At 70.2% G+C, this 18,537-nt stretch carries 22 protein-coding genes; 9 read left to right on the plus strand and 13 right to left on the minus strand.

The features are described 5' to 3' along the window. Nucleotides 1–7 precede the first annotated feature (7 nt). Entirely contained in the window at nt 8–529 is a 522-nt protein-coding gene (locus tag ACQPZF_RS03555) for a hypothetical protein (RefSeq protein ID WP_433268174.1), read from the minus strand. Nucleotides 530–707: 178 nt separating this feature from the next. Here ACQPZF_RS03555 and ACQPZF_RS03560 point away from each other — a divergent pair, with 178 nt between their 5' ends. After that, complete coding sequence (locus tag ACQPZF_RS03560) at nt 708–926, plus strand: hypothetical protein (protein ID WP_433268176.1); 219 nt, start codon at nt 708–710, stop codon at nt 924–926. A gap of 66 nt (nt 927–992) precedes the next feature. On the opposite strand, the gene ACQPZF_RS03565 is transcribed toward ACQPZF_RS03560, so the two are convergent. Then, a complete protein-coding gene (locus ACQPZF_RS03565; RefSeq protein WP_433268178.1) occupies nt 993–1,862 on the minus strand; it encodes a hypothetical protein in 870 nt (289 codons plus the stop codon). A 196-nt stretch (nt 1,863–2,058) separates the two neighbouring features. Between ACQPZF_RS03565 and ACQPZF_RS03570 the strand changes: the two genes are divergently transcribed. Further along, nucleotides 2,059–2,721, plus strand: coding sequence for a hypothetical protein (locus tag ACQPZF_RS03570; protein ID WP_433268179.1), 663 nt, complete (start codon nt 2,059–2,061; stop codon nt 2,719–2,721). A gap of 2 nt (nt 2,722–2,723) precedes the next feature. Here ACQPZF_RS03570 and ACQPZF_RS03575 read toward each other — a convergent pair whose 3' ends face one another. From ACQPZF_RS03575 to ACQPZF_RS03595, 5 genes are all read right to left on the minus strand, one after another. Beyond that, nucleotides 2,724–4,277 (minus strand): phage portal protein, encoded by a 1,554-nt coding sequence (locus ACQPZF_RS03575; RefSeq protein ID WP_433268181.1) that lies wholly within the window; start codon nt 4,275–4,277, stop codon nt 2,724–2,726. Nucleotides 4,278–4,279: 2 nt separating this feature from the next. Next, nucleotides 4,280–5,920: a terminase large subunit gene (locus tag ACQPZF_RS03580; protein ID WP_433268183.1), complete on the minus strand. Its 1,641-nt coding sequence runs from the start codon at nt 5,918–5,920 to the stop codon at nt 4,280–4,282. 100 nt (nt 5,921–6,020) lie between these two features. Further along, complete coding sequence (locus ACQPZF_RS03585) at nt 6,021–6,488, minus strand: phage terminase small subunit P27 family (protein ID WP_433268185.1); 468 nt, start codon at nt 6,486–6,488, stop codon at nt 6,021–6,023. A gap of 717 nt (nt 6,489–7,205) precedes the next feature. Then, entirely contained in the window at nt 7,206–7,619 is a 414-nt protein-coding gene (locus ACQPZF_RS03590) for a hypothetical protein (protein WP_433268187.1), read from the minus strand. Next, nucleotides 7,603–8,232 (minus strand): hypothetical protein, encoded by a 630-nt coding sequence (locus ACQPZF_RS03595; protein ID WP_433268189.1) that lies wholly within the window; start codon nt 8,230–8,232, stop codon nt 7,603–7,605. The genes ACQPZF_RS03590 and ACQPZF_RS03595 overlap by 17 nt, the downstream gene beginning before the upstream one ends. Before the next feature lie 260 nt (nt 8,233–8,492). Here ACQPZF_RS03595 and ACQPZF_RS03600 point away from each other — a divergent pair, with 260 nt between their 5' ends. Continuing rightward, nucleotides 8,493–8,627, plus strand: a complete 135-nt coding sequence (locus tag ACQPZF_RS03600) for a hypothetical protein (RefSeq protein ID WP_433268190.1) — start codon at nt 8,493–8,495, stop codon at nt 8,625–8,627. A 593-nt stretch (nt 8,628–9,220) separates the two neighbouring features. Here the strand turns inward: ACQPZF_RS03600 and ACQPZF_RS03605 are convergent. Beyond that, nucleotides 9,221–10,501: a DUF932 domain-containing protein gene (locus ACQPZF_RS03605; protein WP_433268192.1), complete on the minus strand. Its 1,281-nt coding sequence runs from the start codon at nt 10,499–10,501 to the stop codon at nt 9,221–9,223. 533 nt (nt 10,502–11,034) lie between these two features. Between ACQPZF_RS03605 and ACQPZF_RS03610 the strand changes: the two genes are divergently transcribed. From ACQPZF_RS03610 to ACQPZF_RS03630, 5 genes are all read left to right on the plus strand, one after another. Further along, nucleotides 11,035–11,547, plus strand: a complete 513-nt coding sequence (locus ACQPZF_RS03610; RefSeq protein ID WP_433268194.1) for a hypothetical protein — start codon at nt 11,035–11,037, stop codon at nt 11,545–11,547. Between the two features lie 88 nt (nt 11,548–11,635). After that, complete coding sequence (locus ACQPZF_RS03615) at nt 11,636–12,058, plus strand: hypothetical protein (RefSeq protein ID WP_433268196.1); 423 nt, start codon at nt 11,636–11,638, stop codon at nt 12,056–12,058. A 68-nt stretch (nt 12,059–12,126) separates the two neighbouring features. Next, complete coding sequence (locus ACQPZF_RS03620) at nt 12,127–12,852, plus strand: hypothetical protein (RefSeq protein WP_433268198.1); 726 nt, start codon at nt 12,127–12,129, stop codon at nt 12,850–12,852. Next, nucleotides 12,840–13,241: a hypothetical protein gene (locus ACQPZF_RS03625; RefSeq protein WP_433268200.1), complete on the plus strand. Its 402-nt coding sequence runs from the start codon at nt 12,840–12,842 to the stop codon at nt 13,239–13,241. Before ACQPZF_RS03620 ends, ACQPZF_RS03625 begins: the two co-directional genes overlap by 13 nt. Before the next feature lie 202 nt (nt 13,242–13,443). After that, nucleotides 13,444–13,773 carry a hypothetical protein gene (locus ACQPZF_RS03630; RefSeq protein WP_433268202.1) on the plus strand — a complete coding sequence of 110 codons (330 nt, stop codon included), beginning with the start codon at nt 13,444–13,446 and terminating at the stop codon, nt 13,771–13,773. Nucleotides 13,774–14,013: 240 nt separating this feature from the next. On the opposite strand, the gene ACQPZF_RS03635 is transcribed toward ACQPZF_RS03630, so the two are convergent. The 5 genes from ACQPZF_RS03635 to ACQPZF_RS03655 all read right to left on the minus strand — a co-directional run bounded on the left by ACQPZF_RS03635 (nt 14,014) and on the right by ACQPZF_RS03655 (nt 17,480). After that, entirely contained in the window at nt 14,014–14,775 is a 762-nt protein-coding gene (locus ACQPZF_RS03635; RefSeq protein WP_433268204.1) for a DUF7341 domain-containing protein, read from the minus strand. Continuing rightward, on the minus strand, nt 14,772–15,359 hold the full coding sequence (locus ACQPZF_RS03640) for a zinc finger domain-containing protein (RefSeq protein WP_433268206.1): 588 nt from the start codon (nt 15,357–15,359) through the stop codon (nt 14,772–14,774). The genes ACQPZF_RS03635 and ACQPZF_RS03640 overlap by 4 nt, the downstream gene beginning before the upstream one ends. After that, entirely contained in the window at nt 15,356–16,600 is a 1,245-nt protein-coding gene (locus ACQPZF_RS03645) for a hypothetical protein (RefSeq protein ID WP_433268208.1), read from the minus strand. The genes ACQPZF_RS03640 and ACQPZF_RS03645 overlap by 4 nt, the downstream gene beginning before the upstream one ends. Nucleotides 16,601–16,689: 89 nt before the next feature. After that, nucleotides 16,690–17,169, minus strand: coding sequence for a hypothetical protein (locus ACQPZF_RS03650; RefSeq protein WP_433268210.1), 480 nt, complete (start codon nt 17,167–17,169; stop codon nt 16,690–16,692). Beyond that, entirely contained in the window at nt 17,166–17,480 is a 315-nt protein-coding gene (locus ACQPZF_RS03655; protein ID WP_433268212.1) for a hypothetical protein, read from the minus strand. The genes ACQPZF_RS03650 and ACQPZF_RS03655 overlap by 4 nt, the downstream gene beginning before the upstream one ends. 461 nt (nt 17,481–17,941) lie before the next feature. Between ACQPZF_RS03655 and ACQPZF_RS03660 the strand changes: the two genes are divergently transcribed. After that, entirely contained in the window at nt 17,942–18,394 is a 453-nt protein-coding gene (locus ACQPZF_RS03660; protein ID WP_433268213.1) for a hypothetical protein, read from the plus strand. The last annotated feature ends 143 nt before the right edge of the window (nt 18,395–18,537 follow it).

Raw genomic sequence — 18,537 nt, forward strand, 5'->3', positions numbered from 1 at the left:
TTACGTGTCAGGGGGTTTGGGGTGCCGCCGCGCGGGCCTGCTCGGCGAGGCGCTGGTTCTTCAGCGAGATGGCGGTGGTCCAGTCGCCGCGCGCCTCGGCCTCGCGGATCTGCTCGGCGACGCCGGACGGCCCGCCCTGCCGCTGACCCTGCGAAGGGTCCGGGGCGGGGCGGCGCGGCCCGTCGACGCGCGCGAGGTGCGGGCGCTGGACGAGCACCGCGGCGAGGTCGGCGGCGATGGCGGCGGTGTCGACCTCGCCGTCCTCGGACACGTAGCGGTCCCGCTCGTCCAGGTAGCGCGGCGCGTCGGTCGGGTCGGCCCAGCCGGACGCGGCGGCGCGGATCTCCGCGTCCACCGCCGTGCGCCGCAGCGCGACGAGCTGGGCTTCGGCGGCGGTCGCGCGCTCGACGGCCTTCTCCGCGTCGGTCTTGTTCGCAGCCTCGATCTCGTCCAGGCGGCGGGCCTTCTCGCGGTTCTCCCGCGCCTTGGTCTCCGCACTGGTCAGCTTCGTGCGGGTCTCCTCGTACAACGTCCGGTAGTCCGGCTCGGAATCCTTCCCGGTGCCCTCGGCCGGTGGAGTCGGGGCGGGCGGTTCCGGGGCCGGTGGCGGGCTGGTGGGCGGCTGTGCGGGCGGTTCAGCGGGTGGGGTGATCGGGTTGTCGGACAGGGCGGAAACCCCCTTTCGTGTGACGTGCGGAGGCGGGCGGATGTGGGAAGATTCGCATGTGAATAACCGGCCGTTGCGGACGCTCGCTGTCGCGGTGCTGCTCGCGATTTCGGCTGGTACCCAGGTTATGGTCGGTGTAGACGGCTGGTTGTCGGCGCATGCCCTCGGGTGGCTGGTGGGAACGGTGCTTGCCGCAGGTACTGCCGGAATGCTCACCGGTTCATCGAGTGATATAAAAAAATCTCAAGAGTTGACTTAGGACGGCTTGAGGCCGGTGTGTAAGTTGCACCGAACAAGTTGCCCCGGACCAACTTAAACACGTAGTTCATGCAGGAATTGCTTCGTCGTGCCGGATATAGCCGAAGCGTCTTAGCTGCTGAACCAGCTCTATCTGGTCGTCGCCCAGTGCATTGACGAGTTGGGCGGCAGTGGGACGGGGCACCTGTGAGCGGCGGTATCGGCCGCCGTTCCTGGCCAGTGCACCGAGCTGTCGTCCGATGCCTCGGCTGGTGATCGCCTCGCGGGTGAACTCGTGTCCGCCGGCCACGTAGACCTGACCGGCGCGGCGGGCGTTGACCACGCGGCCGATGTCGGCACCGGCCCGGATCGCTGCGGCCTCCCCGCGCCCGAACGCCTTGTCCTGCTGGGCGCGGGTCATCGAGCCGAACAGGGCTTGCGGGCTGCGGGAGCTGCCGCCTTCGCGCCACTGCTCGGAGGTGATCGGGCGCATGGAGCAGTCGCAGCGCGGGTGCCGAAGGAACCCGGTCGAGTACCGGTACAACCGGCCGGACAGCAGGATGCAGCGCCCGCACGCGGGTAGGGTCACCACCCGCTCGTACCCGGCGATGTCCGGTTCGACCACCGACCCGACGTGCACGGCCAGGCGGGCGGTGTCGTTGGTCTCGGTGGCCACGTAGGTCAGCAGCTTGGCCAGGCCCAGGGCGCGGGCGTCGGTCTCGGGCACGTCGAGCAGACGGGCGCGGCGGTAGTAGCCGAACGCGAAGTCCATCAACGCCGAAATCAGCAGCCCGTTGGCGGCCAGGCCGACGAACGCGCCGGCCACCAGCAGCGCGAGCGGAGCCGACACCGCGCCCGCAGCCAGCAGCGTGCCCGCGATGTAGAGCGGCGCCAGCGCCGCAGCCTCCTGCTGTGCCTCCTCCACGGCCGTGACGACCTGCGGCCGGATCTCCTCCACCCAGGAGGTGGACGGGTCGCGTGGGTCGAGCTGTCGCCAGGCGGTCTGGGCTTGGTCGACGGCCTGGCGGACGATGCGCTGCTGTGCCCGGTAGTAGGCGTCTTGGACCGGTTGGGGTGTGGTTACGGCGCGCCTCCGATCACCCGGTCGGGTTGTGGTCCCACGGCCGGCACCCGCTCTGGTCGAGGATCGACATGTGAGCGAGACGAAGGTTCTGCTGATCGACGTGGAGAACGTGGTAGGGCCGGTCAATCCCAGTCCGGAGCTGGTACGCGCCCGAGTCGGCGCGCTGCTGGAGGCCGCCGGTCCGGTGCACCACGTGATGGCCGGCTACAGCCGTGACGACTCCGCCAAGGACTGCGTGGTGAGCGTGCTCGCCGAGATGGGGGTGCCCACCTGGGTGGTGCCGCGAGGGACCGACGCGGCCGAGAAGGCGTTGCTGACGCACGCCAGGTATGCCCACGACAGGGGCTGTCGGTCGTTTGTGGTCGCCTCCGGCGACCACAGATTCACCGAGCTGAAGGCACTGGGCGCGTTCGAGGTGCTGGTGTGGCAGGAGCAGAAGGTGGCGGTCAAGCTCAACGCCGCCGCCCGCGCCGTGCGCCGTGTGCCGCGCCCGGCCGCGAACGGTAGCCCGACGAGCACTCCCTTTCCGCACGTCGCGCGACCACCACTTGAACCCCGCCGCGACTCTGCGACCCTGGTCGAGACGGTCGACCAGGACCGAGGGCCGTCACGCTCCCACACACGGCTTCCGATGCGACAGGTGATCAACGCCCTGACCACCGGAGCCGGTATCGCGGTCACCCATCTGCTGATCGAGCATCTGGTGAACGCGGTCCGTCGCGTGCTCCGCTGAGGTCACCTCCCGGCAAGTGCCGGTTCCCGGAACTGGACCGCCAACGGTGGCACGGTCGCGGCCGGGCCCAGTTGGACCGGCGCGCGGAGGCGCGGCGCGGGCATCCGCCCGAACTCCGGCTCGTCCTCCAGTTCGTCGGCCGGGTCGCGCGGGACGGGCAGCGGCTTGGGGCCGAAGTCCTCGGCCTGGTCCCCGATGGCGCGTGAGTACGCCTCGGCGTCCTCGGCCTCCATCTCCCGGATCTGCGTGTCGGAGTAGCCGAGCGCGCGACGGGAGGCACGGCGCGGCAACAGCCGGTCCGCGCTGAACAGCTTCACGACTCCATCGGCCTGCGCGGCGAAGGTCGGCGTGGCGGCGTCGACCCACTGGGCTTCCATGCGCAGCGCCTCGTCCGGCACCCGTCCGTCACGGACCCGCAGGACCGTGCGCATCGTCTCCTCCCAGCCGTCGCCGAAGCTGCGTTGACGGCGTTCCGCCCGTTTGATGTGCCGGGACTCCGAGCTGCGGATGCCGTCCGCCGAGGCGGGGTTTTCGGTGGCGTAGCCGAGGAAGTGCGGCGGCAATCCGGTCAACGAGGCGACGAGGCGGGCCAGGGCGTTGAGGGTGGCGTGGAAGTTGGTCAGGTCCGCTTCGGGGAACTGCCCGACCGCGACGCCGTCTTCCTTCGGGCTCTTGGGCGAGGCCCACAGCACCCCCGCCACGGCCTCCCACGGCGTGAGGGGATTCCCTTGTGCGTCAACGAAGTCCTCTTTGTCGAAACCGAGGGCATAGCGGCGCGGCATCGCGTGGTACTCCGCACTGACCATCATGTCGGTGGCGATCTTGCAGGCGGCGTCCGACAGGGGCAGCACGGCCGCCAGCTCGGAGCGCCCGAGCCTGGGCGGTGCGGTGCGGCGGCGTCGGGTGCGTGGCCGGTTGATGATCGGCACCACTGGGACGTGGCCCATGCCGTGCTCGTCGCGCTGGTCCTCGGTCCAGGTACCGCCGCCGTCCTCCGACGAGTACCAGATGGTCTCGTCGGGCAGGTACAGCGTGGCCCAGGCTTCGGTGGAGCCGTCCTCGGCGTCATCGCTGAACTGCCGTTTGAGCGCGGCGCGCACCTTGCGGGTGCGCGGGTCCAGGTCGACGTGGACGTCCAATGGCGACTCGACGGTGACCAGCGGGGTGTCCGGCCGGTCCTCGTCGGTGCCGACGATCGCGAATGCCCTGCCGAGTGCCAGGGCGTCGACGTGGGCCTGTTCGGCGTGCAGGTCCAGGCGGTTGGCCTGCCAGATCCGCCACAGCTCGGAGTCGGCGGCCTGTTGGCCGCCGAGCCGGAACCCGGTCAGGTCCAGGCGTTCGTCCAGGCTGTCCACGACGAGCTGTGCCCAGTTGATCACGACCTGGCGGACGCGGCCGTTCAGGCGGCGGATCAGCTCCGGGTGCATGTAGGACAGGGACTGTTCGCCCTCGTAGTAGGAGTCCAGCAACTCCAGCTCGGGGAGCTGGGCGTTGTGCAGTCGCGCCAGGCGGGCCACCCACTGGGTGGGGGTGAGGGTGTTCTTCGTGGAGATCAAGGTCAGCCCATCACCACCATGCGACTGGACTTCTTGGGCTTGGAGCCGCGCAGCTTCCAGCCGCCCACGGCCATCGCGGCGGTGGGCACGGCGTCGATCCTTTTGGCGGTCTTGCCGCGTTCGGGTTTGTCGGGGCGGATGAGATCGGGTTCGCCGGGTGGGTGGCGGACCTCGACGGCGTCGAAGCAGAACTCGGCGACGGGGTTGCCGTGGTGCGACCAGCGGCGCGACTTGGTCAGGGCCATGAGTTCGGTCATGCCTGCCGTCATGCCCTTGTAGGTCTGCGCGACGGGGAACATGGGCACGCCCGTGCGCTTCTCCAGGCGTTGGCGGACGGGTTCGCCGGACCACTCGTCGTAGGAGATGTCCGCGACCCGCAGCAACGCGGTGTCGGCGAGGATGTCGGCTTCCACCGTGTCGTAGTCGATGACCTCTCCGTCGGTGACGGTGATCCAGCCCTGTTCGACCCACCGGGACACGCGGCCGTCGGTGCGCTCGTCCAGGAAGCTCACCCCGGCTTCGGGCAGCCAGAACCGCCACAGCGCGGAGGGGTGGCCGTCGATGCCGTCCGGGACGACCAGGCACCAGGCGGTCAGGTCCAGCTTCGAGGCCAGATCCAGACCGCCCCAGGCCGGGCGACGCGCCAAGGCGTCACGGAGCTGCGCGGGCTCGTCGCGGGTGCTGCCGGTGCACGCTGCGTAGAGGTGCATCGGCATCCACCGTGATGCCTGGTTGACCCACTGGTTGAGGCGGAACTGCCGGAAGGCGTTCTCCTTGAGCGGGTCGTTGCGGGCTTCGAGGGCTTCTTCGCGCAGTGCGGCCAGCGACAGGAAGTCCCCGAGGGCCGGGTTGGCGTGGTACCAGTTCGCCTCGTCCCAGGGGTCGGCGTCGGCGGGGGTGTTGCGCAGGTAGACGAACCGGTGCGGTGCCCGCGTCGGGTCCTCTCCGATCTTGACGAACTCGTCGTGTTCGGCCTTGGCGAAGGAGGCGGGGTCGTTGCCCGCGGTCGTGGCCGCGATCAGCAGCGGTTCCAGCCGCGTGCCCATGCCGGTGCGCATGGCGTTCCAGAAGTCGCCGTTGGGCTGGGTCAGGACCTCGTCGAAGATCACGCACGAGGGGTTGGAGCCCAGGTTGCCCAGCGCATCGGCCGGGACGACGGCGTAGACGCTGTTGGTCTTCTCGTCCACGATGCGCGCCGAGTGCTCGATGACCCGCAGTCGCTTCGACAGTACCGGCGACAGTCGGACCATGCGGGCGGCGACGTTGAACACCAGCTTGGCCTGGTCGGTGTCGCGGGCACAGCCGTAGACCTCGGCGGACTCCACGCCGTCCCCGACCAGCAGGTACAGCGCCACGAACGCCAGCAGCTCGGACTTGCCGTTCTTGCGGGCAAGCTCGATCCACGCGATGCGGAACCGGCGGACGTAGCAGAGGGCTTCGTCGTCCCAGCGGACTTCGCCGAACAGCGGCCGGACGATGTCGTCGCGCTGCCAGTCGGCGAGGATGAACGGTGTGCGCGCCCACCGGTCCTTGGTGTGGACGCAGATTTCCTCGGCGAACGCCTGGGCATGGTCGGCGCGGGGCTTGCAGAGGTGATCTCCGCGCTTGCGGCAGGTGTGGCCGTCGAAGGTGCGCCCGCACACCGGCAACCGCGCCCCGCGATTGGTGGTCTTGGTGGTTGTTCGGGGCGTAGCGGTGCCGGTGTGCGAGCTGGTCTTGGTGCGCTTGGGGTTGGCGCGGGGCTTAGCTGAGGAGGCGGCCCGGTCCGCCCTGATGGTCCTGGTCGCCGCCCACCTCCACCTTGATGGACTGGCGGTCGGACGGAGTCAGGCCGAAGCGGGCGGCGTAGGTCAGGAACGTGCGCTCGGCCTCCGCCTGCACCTGCAACGCCGGGTTCTTCATCAGGCCGGACCCGCCCTGCACCAGCAGCGCCGAGCCGTTCACCAGGGCGGTGGCGTTGCGGTAGCGGGCCAGCGCCTCGCACAGGATCAAGAAGGCGTCCACGTCCCACGTGGTCAACAACTTTCGCTGTTCCAGATCAGGAGCGAGCCGCGCCCAGATCTCCCGCGCACCGTCCGAAGCCCACTCCGGGCACACGATTTCGCCCACGGGCGGTACCGGCTCCCGGTCGTTGATCCGGTCGGCACGGTCACCGTGCAGGACACGCAGGGCGGTGGGCTTCGCTGCCGGGCCGCGCTTGCCCACGAGCACCACCCCACTTTGTCGGGACGGCCGAAAAATCGACACGATCGGGTGAAAGTGCCGATTGTGCGAAGCACCGCAGCGCCTTGGACACGATGTAACGGGGGCCGCTTCCCGTCAGGTGGCGGTCGGTTGTCCAAAGGCGCGGTGGTTATCCACGGATTCGAGGTGGCCGGGCGAGTGGTTGTTGATCACCCGATACAGTCCCGTCAGGACGCGGGGTGACCCTCCGCATCCGGCGGCCGTCGACCTGTAGCCATCCCGACCCGGTGCACCGGTCGGGAAGGACCCGACCCGCTCACCACGGTGAGCGCGTTCAGGGAGGTTGCATGACCCGTCGCAAGAAGGACGAGAACGGGTGCCGTAAGAGAGCGGCGCGACGACGGCCCAAGCGGAAGTCCAGTTCCGCGAAGACCGCCGTCGTTCTCGCCCTGCTGGTCCAGGTGGTCGCCCTTGCGGGTGCCTTGCTTAACCTGCTGACCAGGTAGAACGGTCGGGGGCGTACCGCGAGGTGCGCCCCCGACTTGTACCGCTGGATTTCCGGCCCGGAAATCCAGACGGGTCGGACCCTACCAATGCACGCCCCACCGGTACGGTCGGCCTCTACCTGCTGACACGATTCCTTCAGCTACCGGAACTGCGGCCTCGTGACGGGCTGGCCGTGCGGCGGGACAGCGCGCGGCGGGCACCCGCGACGAGGCGTCCGAGTCGACCTCGCATGATCGTTTACTCCTCCTCTCGGGTATCGGGTTCGGTCAGGTCGACGCCGAGCGCCGACGCGGCGGCGCGCCCGTCGAGGTACTTGTCCCCGAGGTGGAACAGTCGCGCGGCGTGCAGGAAGGCGTCCTTCTCCTCGCGGGACTTGAAGCACAGGACGAACCAGAACTCGCTGTCGGTGGCGAGGCGGAACCGTTCGTCCTCCCGCGCGGTGCGCTCGCGGAAGCCGCGGGCCAGGGCGTCGAGTTCGGCGGTGGAGTCGGTGGCCAGGTCGCCGGTGTACTCGACGTCGGCCAGGGGGTCGGGTTCGGGGTCGGCGTTGAGCTGGGCCAGCAGGTCGGCGTTCGAGGTCGGCCCGCCGACGGCGGCGGTGGCCTGGAGCATCGAGAGCAGGTCGGCGTTGGGGTCAGCGGGCGAGGCCACGGCGGAACACCTCCAGGTCGGCCAGCGGGAACCAGTCGAGGATGCGGCCGAAGTCGTCGGGCGCGTGCTCGCGGATGGGCGCCAGGAAGCGGTGGTCGAGCCCGTCGAAGCTGCGGCCGAACCACTCGTATTCCGGGGGTAGCGGGCAGTGGTGGCGGGTGAGGGCTTCGCGCACGTCGGCGATGCGCCAGTCCCACACGATGCTGACCTTGCGCAGGTGTTCGCGCTTCGGCCCGTGGGTGACCATCGCCATCCTGCGATTGGGGCTGTCGGCGGCGCGGACGCCGTCGGCGTTCCATGCCGTGGGCAGGTCCAGGTCCGTGCGGATCAGGTCGGCTAGCTCCTCATACGTGACCTCCGGGAGCTGAGCGGCCTCGATGACGGCCGCCCGCTCCGGGGGCTGGAACATCAGCGCGTTGAGCCAGCGGAACAGGGTCGGGTGCGGCAGGTTCAGGATGGGCGTGCCGAAGAAGTCCTCGTAGAACTTCAACGAGTCCTCGATGAACCGCAGGCCCGGCACGAGGTACAGGTGATAGGGGATGACCTCGATCCCGGCTTCCCGCATGGCCAGCCACGCGGCAAGGCTGTCTTTGCCGCGCGAGAAGCCCAGCAAAACCGGTTCCCCCTCGGCCGCGAGTTCGGCGCGGATTTGCTCGGACGGGTTGATCCCCTCAACGACGATCGGGACGGCGCACCTCCGGTGGTCGTGATGCGTGGCGCATCGGTGATGCGGACCGCATCACCGGACAGGCGAGTTCAGGCCGTGGCGTCGCGGGCGAGCATCCTGCTCACCGTGGACTGCGCGACCTGCGCGTGAGGCGCGATCTCGTGTTGCGTCGCGCCCAGCTCGTATGCCTGTCGCACAAGGGATTCATGCTCGTCCACCCAGGCGTGGACCTGGTCGGCCGCGGCCACCAGGCGGTCGAGGACGGCGGCCAGTTCGCGCCCGGCTTCGCTGCCCTCCAGGACGGGTCGGCGGACGTGGGATCGGCGTTGCCGGAAACCTGACCGGACGGAACCGGGCCTCAGTGGCTTGTGCCCTTCCGGGTGGCTCAAGGATCACCCCCTGGGGTGGCGCGGCCGGTGGGCGCAGCCGGCCACGTGCGGCGCGCGGCCGGCGGCTCACGGGCTGTTCCAGCCCCCTCGGGTCCGGTGGTCACGGGCGGTGATGCGGGCATGGCACGGCCCACACAGACCCCGGCCCCGGTCCGGGTGGTCAGGGTCAAGGCCGCGCGCCACCAGTTCGCGGCGTGTCAGCGGCCAGTGGTCGGCCACAGTGGACGGAGAGCTACAGCCGGCCCCCGGATGGTCCGGGCAGTCGGTGAGGTCACAGCGGCACACCCGGTCACCGGGGCGGGAGAGCACTCCCGGACGGAAGCGGGACCGGTGCCCGGCGGTGTAGCCGCGCTGGGCGCTGGTGCCGTGGGCACGGCGGGCACGGCTGCGGCAGTCGGGGCACATGCCCCCGGTGCCGGTGCGGTTCGGGCAGCCGGGGCGGGTGCAGGGGCGGGAGGCACGGGCGGGCAGCGCGTCCACCCCCGTGCATGGGACTGCCCCCGGCGGGTTGCCGGGGGCAGTCGGGTTGTCGACCGGTGGGTGGCCTACAGGTCCTTGAGCAACAGGTTCAGGGCGGTCTGTGCGGTGGTCAGGCTCTCCCTGGCAGGGAACACGGCGGCCAGGGCACGGTCCTGCAAGCCCCGGTCACCGGCCACCTTGGCGGGCTTGAGGTTCTGCATCCAGCACACCACGGCCACCAGCGCGGCCCACCGGGTGCCCTTGATCTTCTCGGTGAGGTCCACCTCACCCCGGAACAGGGTTCCCACCACCCCGGTGCGGACCTCGTAGGCCCGGTACGGGGCGGCACCCTGGTTCGGCATCGGCTTGTCCTTGAGCACCGTGTCCGCGAACGTCTCGAACTCCTTGGCGGTCATCTTCTTGCGGAGCAGCTTGTTGGCGGTCTCGCCGAACATCTCCGCGAAGCGGTGGAACAGGTCCAGAGCCTCGGATGCCTCGGTGGTGCGCGCGTCCGCGTCGTTGTCCTGGGTCAGCTCCACCCGGTCCGGCAGGTCCGGCAGGGTCACCGGGAACACGGTCTGGGTGGCGGTGTGGACCGGCATCACCCGGACCACGGACTTGCCCACCAGGGAGTTGACCAGCACGGCCCGCATCTCGATCTTGTCCGCCTTGCCCACGGACACCAGCTCGGGCACGCGCACGGTGGCGAACGCCGCCGTCCCATCCCACAGCGGACCGGCCGGACCGGTCTTGCCCCCGGTGGCTTTCATGATCTCGGACAGGATCGCGCTCCGGACCTCGATCGGCACCGGGTTGGCCTCACGGGTGGTGTGCCCGATGTGCCGGAACCCGAAGTCCGCTTCCGGGTCGGTCTTGACCAGGGACCAGATCCCCGGTGCCTGCACCGGCACGCTCGTGTGGTCGACCTCGACCAGGCCCTTCTCACTGGGCACCTCGGCCAGCATGAGGCACCCGGCGGTGTGCTTGCGGCCCGCCGGCTGGTCACACTCGACGCACTTCCCGGTGGGCACCAGTGCGGCCATCGGCTGGCGGGTGACGTTCCATCCGGTCACCCCTGCCTTCTTCAGCAGCTCGTTCACGGTGCGGGAGCTGTTGTTCGCGGTCGCCAGTACCGCCCAGGCGTCCTTGTTGGGCCGGACCGGGGTCGGCTCCTCAGCCTTGGCCGGTGCCTTGGCGGGCTTGGCCTCACTCTGCTGTGCCTTGCCCTTGGCATTGCCTTCCGGCTTGGCCGGTGCGGGCTTGGCCGGTGCCTTGGTGGGTGCGGCTTCGGCGGGTGCGGGCTTGGCCGGTGCCTGCGGAACCTCCACCGGGGCGGGAGCGGCGGTAGGGGTCTGCGGTTCAGTCATGGGATTCCCCTAGAAACGGCCAGCACTCATCACGGGTGCTTGGCGGTTGGGTTTTGGTGACACCCCAGACATTACCGGCGGAACAACCCCTTTCAAGCCTTGTCGGGAATCTCCGGACAAAGTGACGACGAACGGTCTAACGCACATTCGGATGATCTTCGCCGTGGTTGCGCGGGAATGAAAAAGGGGCCGCGAACGGTGTCCGCGACCCCTCCTGTTCTCGACGGATCTAGCGTCACCAAAACCCGAGGGGAACACCGATCATCCTGCCGCACGCCTCGCTCGCCTGTCGAGCCACCGACCTAACCCGCACACACGGTGGGCAGACGATGTGGTTTCAAGGCGTCGACGCGGCGGACGCCATCCGACGCCCCTTTTCGCCGGGCGATTCCGCAGGCAACGCGGGAATCTTGATCCATTTGGGTGATTTTTTGGGGCTGCATTGTTCGGAAATAGGACATCTGTAATTCTGCGGAATGTCCCTGTCCGGGTGCGGCATCACCACGGGCGGGAAAGACAAGAAAGGGAACGTAATGGGATTGGAACTTGAATATCGCGAGCCGAGGACGCAGCGACAGACCCGTGTCGGGCGCCGGTACGGAACGAGGTTCGCGCGCACTGCGGGCATCAAGCGCGCGGTGGAGTTGGCGCGGCGGATCGTGCTGGACCTGGGTGGCGAGTACGGCGTGACGCACGCGCCGTTGGACCCGGACCGGCCGTTCGGCGTCGCCGCGTGGGTCTACCGGACCTGGCGCGGTGAGTGCATCGACTTCGAGGTGTACGGCATGGTCGACGCCCACCTGCGCGACGCCGGGTGGTGCGCGCGGCTGCGCGCCGAGCTGGAGCACCTGGTGGCCCAGTACAACTGGGGCAACCCCGACGACCCGGCGGACCGCCTGTTCGGCGGCGGCGCGGTCTTCCTGTGCACCGAGGCGGAGGAACGCGCACGTGGCGGCCGGTCGGGCGAGGTGCGCGTCTACCGGCGTTGGCTGGGCCGGCTGCTGGGCCGGCGCTTCCGGCCCTACCTGCCCGTCGCCTGCGACTGATCATCCCTTGGATACAGCGTCGCCCCTGGTCAAACGGTGTGGCATCACCATCCCAGGGGCGCGCTGTCGGAACCCCAGAAAGGTCAAGATGAGTCCCGACACGCCGCACACTAGCAACCCCGACGAGCACGCGGTCCTCCTGGCGCACGGCGCGCTGGAGGCCGCGCGCGAGCAGTTCGCCAAGACCATGACCGGCTTTGCCACGCGGCGAAGCCCGCAGGCCACCACGTGGCACGGCCACCTGGCCGAGGCCGCTCCCGAGATGCGCGCCCTGCACGCGTTGTCGGTGGGCTACGGCTGGAGCGAGGCGATTCACCGCGTGAGCACTCCCGAGGTCCTGGAGGTGGCCCGCGCCAACGGCTACGTGGTCACCGACGAAGGGACCGGGTGCCCGGTGCTCACCTCCTACGGGCACGAGGCCCTGACCAGGTGGCGGGACTTCGTCTCGCCGCTGCGCGAGCTGACCGAGTACGCGTCCCTGTGGGCGCTGGTCAACGGGCTGGACGGCTGAGATTTCGTTCACGGCCGTCCCGGTGCGGCATCACCGGGACGGCCCCTTCTTCAGAAAGGCACGACACGATGACCGAACCGGTCACCCCCGCCCACGAGCACGACGGGCACGGGCACGACGACCGCGAGTTGCACGCGGAGTTCCTGTCGCTGCGGCTGTACGGCTGCCGCTTCCTGCGGCTGCGCGAAGGGCTGGGCGGGTACGTCACCGCCGAGCACGGCGACACGGTCGACTACGCCGACCTGTGCACGTCGAAGTGGACGGCGGACCTGGTGGAGTTGCCGGTGCGCTACTCCGACACCCACGGCAGTGACGTTTCCGTGGTCAACCAGCAGTACCTGATCGAGGAGTTCGGCGCGAAGGTGTTCGTCCACCTGCGCGACGACCGCGACGGCGCGCGGGGCATCGGCCTGCCGGTGTGCCGGCCGCTGCCCGGCGACGACGCCGACAACAGCGCGTTGCGCCGGCTGATCGGGGAGTTGGAGCGGCTGCGCGTGGTCGGGTTGCTCGATGAGGAGCGGCACGGCCGGTACCTCGACACCCTGGCCGAAGCCACGTGGCGGTCGCACCTGCGCGCCGAGGTGATCACGGCCCTACGCGCCCTGGCTCCCGACATCGAGGAGGACCGGGCGGTCGTGTTCGCCGGACTCGACCGGGACGACCTGATCGGCGAGGCGTACTTCGGGTTCGAGGGCAACGAGTGGATCGCCGTCACGCCCTACCGGGTGCGCAACGGCAGGCACGACGACGCGGTCATGCACGTGGTCACGACCCTGTTCGCGTGGGAGGTCTGATCATGGCGAAGCTCGACGTGGACGCGGTGGACCTGCCGAATCTTCCCGTGCAGTACGAGGACTTCTACGGCGGCGACGAGTGGCGCGGCGCGATGCGGGAGGCCGGTTGGGACGTGCCCGGTCTGTGGGGTCGTGACGGCTGGCCCCTGGGCCGCTGGCCGCTCACGGCGGCGGCACTGCTGGACCGGCCGCAGGCGAAGGTGTGGGCCTACGCCACCTACACCGAGGGCGACGTGGAGGTCTACGCCTTCGACAGCGAGCACGAGCGCGACCACGCGGTGACGGAGGAGGCGGTGTTCTGGTGGCGCAACGGGGACGCGGACGGCCCCGACGACCTGCCTGACACCGGCTACCTGAATCACCACTTCGGCCCGTTCGTGGGGTTCTGACCCCGGCGCGTTGACGGGCTGAGTTGAGGGGGACCGGTGACCACGGGTCCCCCTCTTGCATGTCCGGCCCCGGACAGCGGCTCTCAGGGCCGGACAGCGGCTCTCTGCCGGGCTGCACCGGGCAGCCCTGGACCGGGTTCGGCGGCAGGCATCGGTACCGGGCGGGTTGCCCAGCCGGTCACCCGAATGCAGTATCGAACCCGTGTTCGACCAGGTTGCCCAGGACAACCCGGAGCTGGTGCGCGCGTACCGCCCCGCGCGGCCGGTGTGGGTGGACCTGGCCCAAGCCCACCGGGAGGAGGTGCGGTCGGAGAAGCCGCCTTCCGCGCAGGTGCGCAACCGGGGGTTGACCGTGTCGGGCACTGTGCAGGGTGAGCTGCACGCCTGGGTGCGCAGCGCTCGCGGCGGGTGGCTTGGGTTGGTCTCCTATGCCGTGCCGTGGTTCGGCTTCGGCTCCATCCCGGTGCGGCAGCTCGTCCCCGGCGCGGCGATCACCGAACGCCGCAGGGGCGAGACCGAACCACCGTTCTGAGCGCGGGGTGGGCGGAGCCCTCGCGACCGAGGGGGAAGAACAGCCGCGAGGGCTCGACGCCCGGTCCGTGGGTGTGGGCGCCGTCGACGCCCCGGAGATGCCGAAAGACCCGCCACGCACGGGGTGCGGGGCGGGTCTTCGACGGGGAACTTTTGGGCACACGTGTACCCAGTCCGGCCATTATGTGTGCTGAAGCAATTGAAGGTCAACCGATCAGGCATCACCCGTGAGTGATGCCGGTCACGTCATGGTCTCGTGGCGGAGCTGGTCGTCCAGGGTCTGGGCGAGCTGCGCCCACACGTCCAGCGGCCAGCGCTGCGAGCAGCCGGCGCACACGGCCTCCACCTGTTCGGGGTCGATGCTCAACGCCGGACGCCGCAGGAAGTCCATCTCGTCGTCGGACCAGATCTGCACCGTGGCGACCCCGCAGGCCGGGCACGCGCGCCCTCGCAACGGGTAGCGCGGCATCGGGTCCAGCAGCAGCCTCGCCGAGCGCACCCAGCCGCCTGCGAGGTCGGCGGCCCACAGCACGTAGTGGGGTTCGGCGTGCTGCCAGTCCTCGGCGTGCCCGCCCCAGGTCTGCACGGCTTCCGAGAGGCTGTCGGTGCGGTAGGGGTGGCGGTGGCCCACGCACGCGCGGCGGACCTCGTGGCGGATCTCGGCCAGCAGTTCCAGCGCGCCCAGGCTCGCGGGCGGACGGGAACCCAACTTGCCGGTCGTGCCCGCGCGCTTGCTGCCCGGCGTGACGGCCTCCTGGACCTGGGCGAGCAGCGGCAGCACCTCGGCCACCTCCTGGCCGTCGTCCTGGCGGTGCAGCACGAACAGGCCGGGTCTGACCAACTGGTCGACGGCGACCTCCCACGCCAGGCGCGCGGCGGCGGCCTGGTCCCGGGTCGGAGGGGCGGGCGGCTCCTCCTGGCCGTGGTTGTCCCCGTTGTGGACGAACCTGGGGACAACCCCGTCGTAGTCCTGCCCGGGGTCGTGGTCGAGGGCGGCGGTCATGCGGAGGCTCCTTGCGGCGTGGGCGGGTTCGAGCCGCCGCGGGTGGTCGTGCGCGTGGCCTTGTCGGCGCGGGCCTTGGCGAGGCGGGAAGGGTGCATCCGCGTGGTGGGGTCGCGCTGTTCGCGCTTGCCGGCGCGGGTGCGCACCAGCGGCCGGCACACCTGGCCGGTCTGGGCGCGGCAGAACGGGCAGGCCACCGTCCCGGCGAGGTCGGTGTCCGGGTGCCGTTGCCAGCCCATCGCCGCGTACACGGCGCGGATGCCGCGCTGTCCCGCGTTGGCGAACCGTGCCCGCTCCCGTGCGATGTCGGCCGGGGTGCGGGGCAGCGGCGGGCGGGCCGAACCGGTCGCGCCGTCCACCGGGGCGGACGCGGCGAGCTTCGCCACCTCGGCCGGGGTGGTGTGGCGAACCCGTTGCGGGTTGATCGAGGCCAGCGCGGCGTGGCACTGCGCGGCGGTCCGGTCGCGTAGCTCCCGCCACCAGGCGGTCACCACGTCCTCGGCGATCGGTTGGCCTTCCCCGGCGATGCGGTAGTGCCACAGCAGCGCGCGGACCTCCGAACGGGTCAGGGTCGGCACGGTCACGCGGCCACCTCCACCGCGTGTTCCTCCTCGGCGTCGTTGCCCGTGCCGACCGTCGCGGCCAATGCCTGGTCGAGGAGCCGTTGCAGAGTGGCGGCGTCGGCGTGCGCGGGCAGTTCCCCGCGCACGGCCAAGCCCAGCGGCGAGCGATCGTCCTCGGCCACCGCGTCGGCGCGGATCTGCTCGAATGTCTGCGCCGTGGCCAGTTCCCGCCTGCGGGACGCGGGGTCGCCGGGCACCCGGCGGGCGCGCATCAGCTCGCCCACCAGGTCCGACAGCCACGTCGTGGGCAGGGTCTTGCCCGCCCACACCCGCAGCCCGACCGCGATGACGGCGGGCTCGATGCCCTCCCGCAGAAGCTCGATCACCTGACCGCGCAGCAACTGCACCACGCGCCGGGGCTGGGCGGGGCAGTGCACCGTCACCAGCCGCTCGGCCTCCGCGCGCCGGGCCTGCCGCACCGAACCCGAGCCTGTGTCCGTCCCGGCGTCCTTGGTCGTGTTTTGGGCGTCGTCGGTGGCGTCGTCGGCCGTGGGCTCGTCCTCACGCGGGCGCGGGTGGGCGCCAGTACGCGCGGGCGCGGGCGCGGGAACACCCACTTTCTGATCTACCGACGTAAGAACACGTTCTCCAGTCTCCGACTCCCTACTCCCTTCTCCCCTGTCCTTCGCCGAAGGGTTCGCCGAAGGGGCCACCGTGGTGTCCGTGACCGGTTCCCGCCGAGGTGCGGGGCCGGTGGCGGGCTTCCGGGTCGTGCGGGTGTTCATCGCGGCCTTCACCGACGCGGGCAGCTCCCGCGCGCCGGCCTCCAGCTCGTCGGCCGCCACCAGCGGGGCCGGACCGGTCACCTCGACCGGCAGGCGGCGCAGCTCGCGGGCCAGCGCCGCGCGCAGGATTGGCGAGACGATGTCGAACGCGACCCGCAGCGCCCCGCGCAGCATGTTGGGCTGCTTCCACAGCTCGTCACGGCGGATGAAGCTGCGCACGAGGACTTCTTCGGTCTCCTGGTCGACCACGAGGAAGCGGGCCGCGTCCAGCTCGGCCAGCGCCGACCGCAGGGCCCCCAGGTCCAGGTCCGGGTGCGCCCGCGCCCAGCGTTTGGCCGCCAGGTCCAGCACCCCGGAGTAGGCGAGTTTGGGCTGCGAGAGCAACTGGAGGTAGATCAGCTTGGCGACGGCGGACAGCTCGATGAAGTCCGGGTCGGTCCAGATGTGCACGTACAGACGGGCGTGATCACGCGCCACGGAAGGTCATCCCCCAACAGAACGAACGTGTCTTGTGGACAGCACGACACGGCCGCGCAGCAGTGGCGCGGCGGCAGTGTGCGAGGTGGTCAGGCGGTCGCGGCCCGGTCGGGCTCGGCGGCCTGGTGCTCGATGCGCACGGCGAGGTTCAGGGCGTAGACGGGCATGAGCTTGCCGCCGTTGCGGCCCCGCGCGTCGGTGGACCGCACGTAGCGGCCGGTCCCCGCGAGTAATCCGGCCGACAGCAGCCGGCGCACGGTCGCGCCGACCATCGGCGGTCGGACCCAGGACGGCAGCCGGCCGCGCCACCGGTTGGCGTGGGTCTCCCGGAACGGGTCGGCCATCGCGTCGTCCACGATGACCCGGACCACGGCGGCCAGGTGCGCGGCGTTGCGCGGCTCCCCGGCCAACAGGGCGGCGATCTGGTCCACGGTGCCGCCGTAGTCCAGCGGCAACCCGACCAGGTGCTGGGCTATCCCGGCGGTCAGCTCGCCGACCGCGCGTGGGGCAGTGGTGGTGCGGGTCCGACCGGCCCCCCGAGACCGGTCGGACCCCGCCTGGGTGGTCACGCGGCGTCCAGCAACAGGAACGTGCGGACCTCCGCGATCTCCTCGCACTCGCGCACGATCTCCGGGTGCAGCTCCCGGACCAGACGCTGGCTCAAGGTGATCCGCAGAGCGCGTCGGTAGGTCATGACCGGTACCCCGCCGACCGTGCCGACCTCGATGTCACCGAGCCGGAGCTTGAACGTGCGGTGCAGCTCGGCACGGAACTTCTTCAGCCCGGCGAGCTGGTCTTCCACCCAGCGCAGCAGATCGAGCTGCGAGGCCAGGTCATCCACCGCGATCGAGTCGACGGTGGTCGTAGTGGTCTTCGACATCGGTAAGGCCGCCCCCTCGGCAGCCGATGACACCAAACGGACAGGACGTATCCGCGCCGCCGTCCGTCCCCCGCACAGCGGAGACCGACTAAGCCCGCGATCCAACGGGCGAGCAGCGCCAACCACCGCGCTAATCGCGTGTGAGCAGCACAAACAGCGCACATGTCGAACCCCCGTGTTCGCAGCGCCAAACCCGACCCGAGTGGGCGGGTGGTCACGTAACGTGGTTCCACCTTCACCCGACGGAGCCCGTTGTGTCAAGAAACCAACGCCGATTGACGTAGCTCGTGTCAAAATCTCGACACCAGCCAGGACTTCGTCTGCGACACTCGACTCACGGACGTGGTGCTGCCGCCCTCCGGTGGACGAAGATCGTCCGCACGCGGGGTCACGACCGTTCGACTCGAACCCGGACGGGGTCCGCCGGCATCCCGCGCGTCGGCGACCGGGAAGGCCAGCCCATGAACCACAGCTCGCCCGGCGAGGACGCCAAGCGCAAGCCCGACGAAGGAGGGTGGGAGATCAGACGACTGGTCTACGGCCGCATCCGCGAACTGGGATTCACCAGCCTCCGCACCTTCGAGAAAGCCAGGGGCTACAAAGCCAACGCGCTGCACTACCCCATCCGCGACGACAAGCTCGGCAAGTGGCCTCAACTGGAGCACGTCAACAGGCTCGCCCAGGCCTTGGACCTGACCACCGAAGTGGTCAGCGCCGCCTTCGCCCGCGACCTCAAAGGCCCCGACGGCAACGCCGTGATCGCAGACCACCGCTCCCCGGCCCAACGGGCGATGGACGAAGTGCTCGCCACGATGTCCGAACCCGACCGCTGGGAAGCAGTGCAGCACGCCAAACTCGTCGCCGAACACTCCCGAGCACGAGCCGCAGCGTTACGTCGAACGACAGAACTGTGAGCTGCCCGACACGTACCGGCTCGCCCCTCGTGTCCGCAGTGCCCGCCGTTTGGAGCAACCCTCGGTCAGCCGGTTCAATCGGTAGCGAAACCGTACTGATGCGGGTTAAGTGGTTGAGTACGAAACAACCAGACGCGTCACGG

This window comes from Actinosynnema sp. CS-041913 (genome assembly GCF_050942485.1).
Taxonomy (GTDB): Bacteria; Actinomycetota; Actinomycetes; order Mycobacteriales; family Pseudonocardiaceae; genus Actinosynnema.